The organism is Nostoc sp. CHAB 5715 (genome assembly GCF_020829685.1).
GTDB lineage: Bacteria > Cyanobacteriota > Cyanobacteriia > Cyanobacteriales > Nostocaceae > Nostoc.
Genome location: NZ_JAIVFR010000729.1, coordinates 1 through 3,947, shown reverse-complemented (window position 1 = coordinate 3,947; position 3,947 = coordinate 1). Strand labels below are relative to the sequence as shown.

The window sequence follows — 3,947 nt, the reverse complement described above, 5'->3', positions numbered from 1 at the left end:
TCTCTACTTGCCGCTTATTATTTTATAGGAAAAAAGCCTGAAATAATTGCTAGACAATCATTTCAGGCTTGAGTCTCTTCAATTTTATAATTATTAAATCCGCTTTAATATCTGCGGAATGTGGGATAGAAAATCATGCTACCTTTTAAGAAAAAAATTGTGACTGATGAAGCCATGCGTCCGGTAGCAGTGTTGATTGATTATCAGGACTGGCAGCAAATTGAGAAGATATTAGAAGCTCATCAGTTACAACAAAAACAAGAGTTTAATTTCAACCAGTATGCGGGTGTAATTCAACTAACTCAAGACCCTTTGGAATATCAGCAGCAAATTAGGGATGAGTGGTGTTGAAATAACCTTTTATTTTTTTAGATACAAATATAGATAATTGTAGCAACTGCAAAATATCTGGATACAACCTTATTCACTAATGATGTAAGATTGGCTAATTTAACATAAATTAATACTCAGTCAGTGCAAATTGTGTAATTGGAGCGATCGCTTACTTGAGGTTGAGGATGCGATCGCCTATTTAAGAATGCAATTAAACAATTACTCGGATATCCTCATGCTTTCTTTCATAGCTATAAACTTTTCTTGCCAATTGCCATTTTTTTTCAGATAATTTGCAATTGATTCATCATCAAAAATTTGATTAGCTAACTTCAGGAATTCTTGTTTCTCTTCTTCGCTAAGAGTATCGTTATTATTAAGACTACCTACCACTAGATGAGGATTACCTCCACTATCTAAGTGTCTTTGCCTGGCAATGCTTCCGAGTTCTAACAGTCGGCGGATTTGCTCTTGTTTATTATAGTCATTAGTTGTTGTCATCGCCTTGAACCCACTCTACAGGGTAAATCTCTCCAGCTTGTGTGATTACTGCTATTGGTAAAACAGGACTCAGAGTAGCAATAAACCATAAACCCCTGTCTGTTTCATATAAATTGTAAGTCATTAGCTCCAAGGTTTGTAAGGCATTGATAATTAGATATTGTGCGTCGCTGGGTTCCACAGATTGTTTATCTCGATTTCAGCCAAAGCTGATTTTACTAACGCGATCGCCAATTCTTCCCCCAATGCGATCGCTATTCCTTCCACAGGAGAATTCTAGCAAGTTTTAGATAGTCTCACCTCTGAGAAATGAACGTAGACGCATAGCGGCTTGTCGCTAGACACCACCTGTTTTGTGTACTTGATCGCGGTGCGACAAAGTTTGAAGTACTCCAACACGACTTCGGAGTACCTCAACACGATTTTCAAGTACCTCAACACGATTTTGGAGTACCTCAACACGATTTTCAAGTACTTCAACACGATTTTGGAGTACCTCAACACGACTTTCAAGTACTTCAACACGATTTTGGAGTACCTCAACACGATTTTCAAGTACCTCAACACGATTTTGGAGTACCTCAACACGACTTTCAAGTACTTCAACATGACTTCGAGGTATCTGTTGCTTATATAGCAGTCCTAAATCATTCGTGAGATATGATGATCGTTTTAACCCCCCTGAGCCGTCCCACGCCAGATGCAAGGCTCGTCGGGCATTGCCCGCCCAACGCACTGGCTCCCCTTGGTAAGCTACGGTGTATACACGGTAGCCAAGGCATCGGGGGACGGCTCAGACATTGAGATCAAAAGTGCGATGCCTGCTCTGGGCTACGCCATCGCCTGAAAATGTTGGGTTTCGTTCCTCAACCCAACCTACATTGGAGTTATTTTTTAGGCAAAACCTACGCAGTATTGGGTGCTGGGGCAAATTTCGTCTTAATTTGAAATTATCACTACAGACCTAAGCGATCGCGAAAATACAGGCGATACAAGTCACACAGAGGCAGAACATTATTACGTGTGTATCTCACCAGTCTCATACACCTCTGTATTCAGTTCTAGAAGCTTACGAGCCATAATTTAATTAGCTTGTGGCTATATCTTAAAAAGGTAAGTAAAGTTGTTTTGAAAGTAAATTTATATAAATTTCTAGGTAAACAATTTTTCTTTGGAGAAAGTATATCTAAAGGTAATATCTAAGAAAACTATATCAATAAACCAGCTACTCTAAAAATTTACTTTTACCCCGTACCTTGCATCTATATGACTTCACAATCTTCTCGCTCTGACAAAATTCTAGTTGTTGATGACTCTCCTGATAACGTGTTTTTGATCAAAACTATTTTAGAGGAAGAAGGTTACACAATTAGTACCGCAGAAAATGGTATTTCAGCCTTGGCAGAATTGAAAGCTTCTCCTTGCGACTTGGTTCTGCTGGATCTGATGATGCCAGATATGGATGGGTACGAAGTCACTAAGCATATTCGTGGAGAGATGAAATTGCCGCAATACATCCCCATATTGCTGATCACTGCCCACGATGCGCCCAACGTCGCCCACGGTTTAGACTTGGGTGCTGATGATTTTATCCGCAAACCTGTAACAGTAGATGAATTGCTGGCACGAGTGCGATCGCTCCTGCGTTTGAAGCATAGTATGGATGAACGTGATGAAATTGCCCGTCAGCGAGAAGATTTTGTCTCCCGTCTCACCCACGATTTACGCACTCCCTTAGTAGCCGCTGATCGCATGTTAATGCTATTTCAGCAAGGCGCTTTGGGAGCATTATCACCGCAAATGCAGGAAGTAATCGCTATTATGGCGCGTAGCAATATCAACCTGCTTTCTATGGTCAATACCTTATTGGAAGTTTATCGCTTTGAAGCAGGTCGCAAAACTTTGGCATTTCAACCAGTTAATCTGGGCCAATTGCTAGAAGAGGTGACTGGAGAATTAGCACCTCTAGCTCAAGACAAAACACTGTCTCTAAATTTAGATTTTACTGAGGAGTCAAGCACAAAAACAGTGATGGGCGATCGCTTAGAATTGCATCGTCTATTCACCAACCTCATAGGTAATGCGATCAAATTTACTGACTCTGGATCTGTGACTATTCGTTTTACTTCTCAACGCCAATTTGATCAAAGTAGTCAATCTCAGTTCTCTGAGATATCCAATTCTGTTAACTACATTAGAATTGAAATAGCGGATACAGGCCCAGGTATTCACCCTGAAGAACAAGCCACCATATTTGAACGATTTCGCCAAGGTAGCCACAAGAGTTCTGGTAGTGGCTTAGGACTGTACCTTGCTCGCCGAATTATCGAGGCACATCAAGGCATTATTGTGCTAAATTCTGAGTTGGGCAAAGGGACTGTATTTATTGTCCTTCTACCCACTTAAAAATGAGAAAAATTAGCAATTATAAATTATGAATTATCGAATTTTTTACCCTAATGATTCATAATTTATAACTTTATTAATCTATACCAAAAGTTTAAAATAAATGTTTCAGCTATAAATTAAAATATTAAAAATCAATAAATAAGCTATACTAAAATAGCATAAAAAATCATTAAGTAAATAGTTTTTCATGGGATAAAATAATGATTACCACTGAATTATCTAACGTTGGCAATATTATCCAGAATCAGCGTGAGTTTTTTAAAAGTGGCAAAACTAAAGATGTCACTTTTCGCATTGAGCAGCTTAAAAATCTCAAGCAAGCAATTATTGAGCATGAACAGTCGATAGTAGAGGCATTACAAGCAGATTTACATAAACCAGAATTGGAGACTTATCTTACAGAAATCGGCGTAATTAAGGAAATTGATTATGCTATAAAACATCTTCAAAACTGGACTAAACCCAAAAAAGCAGCCGTTTCCTTTGATTTTTTTTCCTACTCGGCGAGAATTTATCCAGAACCATTGGGGGTTGTCTTAATTATTGGGCCTTGGAATTATCCATTTCAGTTAATTATCTCACCATTAGTAGGTGCGATCGCAGCCGGGAATTGTGCAATTATCAAACCTTCAGAAATTGCTTCTCACACGTCTGATGTAATTGCTAAGATTATTACCAAAAATTTTGACCCGGCTTATATTGCA

General features: G+C 38.8%; 6 protein-coding genes. 3 read left to right on the top strand and 3 right to left on the bottom strand.

The annotated features are described in order from the left end of the window. Positions 1–135: 135 nt before the first annotated feature. Positions 136–351 carry a hypothetical protein gene (locus LC574_RS30070; protein WP_229457268.1) on the top strand — a complete coding sequence of 72 codons (216 nt, stop codon included), beginning with the start codon at positions 136–138 and terminating at the stop codon, positions 349–351. A 201-nt stretch (positions 352–552) separates the two neighbouring features. Here LC574_RS30070 and LC574_RS30065 read toward each other — a convergent pair whose 3' ends face one another. The 3 genes from LC574_RS30065 to LC574_RS30055 form a co-directional block, all read right to left on the bottom strand. Beyond that, on the bottom strand, positions 553–834 hold the full coding sequence (locus LC574_RS30065) for a hypothetical protein (protein ID WP_229457267.1): 282 nt from the start codon (positions 832–834) through the stop codon (positions 553–555). After that, positions 821–1,015 (bottom strand): hypothetical protein, encoded by a 195-nt coding sequence (locus tag LC574_RS30060; RefSeq protein WP_229457266.1) that lies wholly within the window; start codon positions 1,013–1,015, stop codon positions 821–823. Before LC574_RS30060 ends, LC574_RS30065 begins: the two co-directional genes overlap by 14 nt. Before the next feature lie 95 nt (positions 1,016–1,110). Beyond that, complete coding sequence (locus LC574_RS30055) at positions 1,111–1,443, bottom strand: hypothetical protein (protein ID WP_229457265.1); 333 nt, start codon at positions 1,441–1,443, stop codon at positions 1,111–1,113. A 657-nt stretch (positions 1,444–2,100) separates the two neighbouring features. Between LC574_RS30055 and LC574_RS30050 the strand changes: the two genes are divergently transcribed. Both LC574_RS30050 and LC574_RS30045 read left to right on the top strand, forming a co-directional pair. After that, entirely contained in the window at positions 2,101–3,240 is a 1,140-nt protein-coding gene (locus LC574_RS30050; protein ID WP_229457264.1) for a hybrid sensor histidine kinase/response regulator, read from the top strand. Positions 3,241–3,443: 203 nt separating this feature from the next. Continuing rightward, positions 3,444–3,947, top strand: a 504-nt coding sequence (locus LC574_RS30045; RefSeq protein WP_229457263.1) for an aldehyde dehydrogenase family protein, incomplete at its 3' end; no start/stop codon positions are given.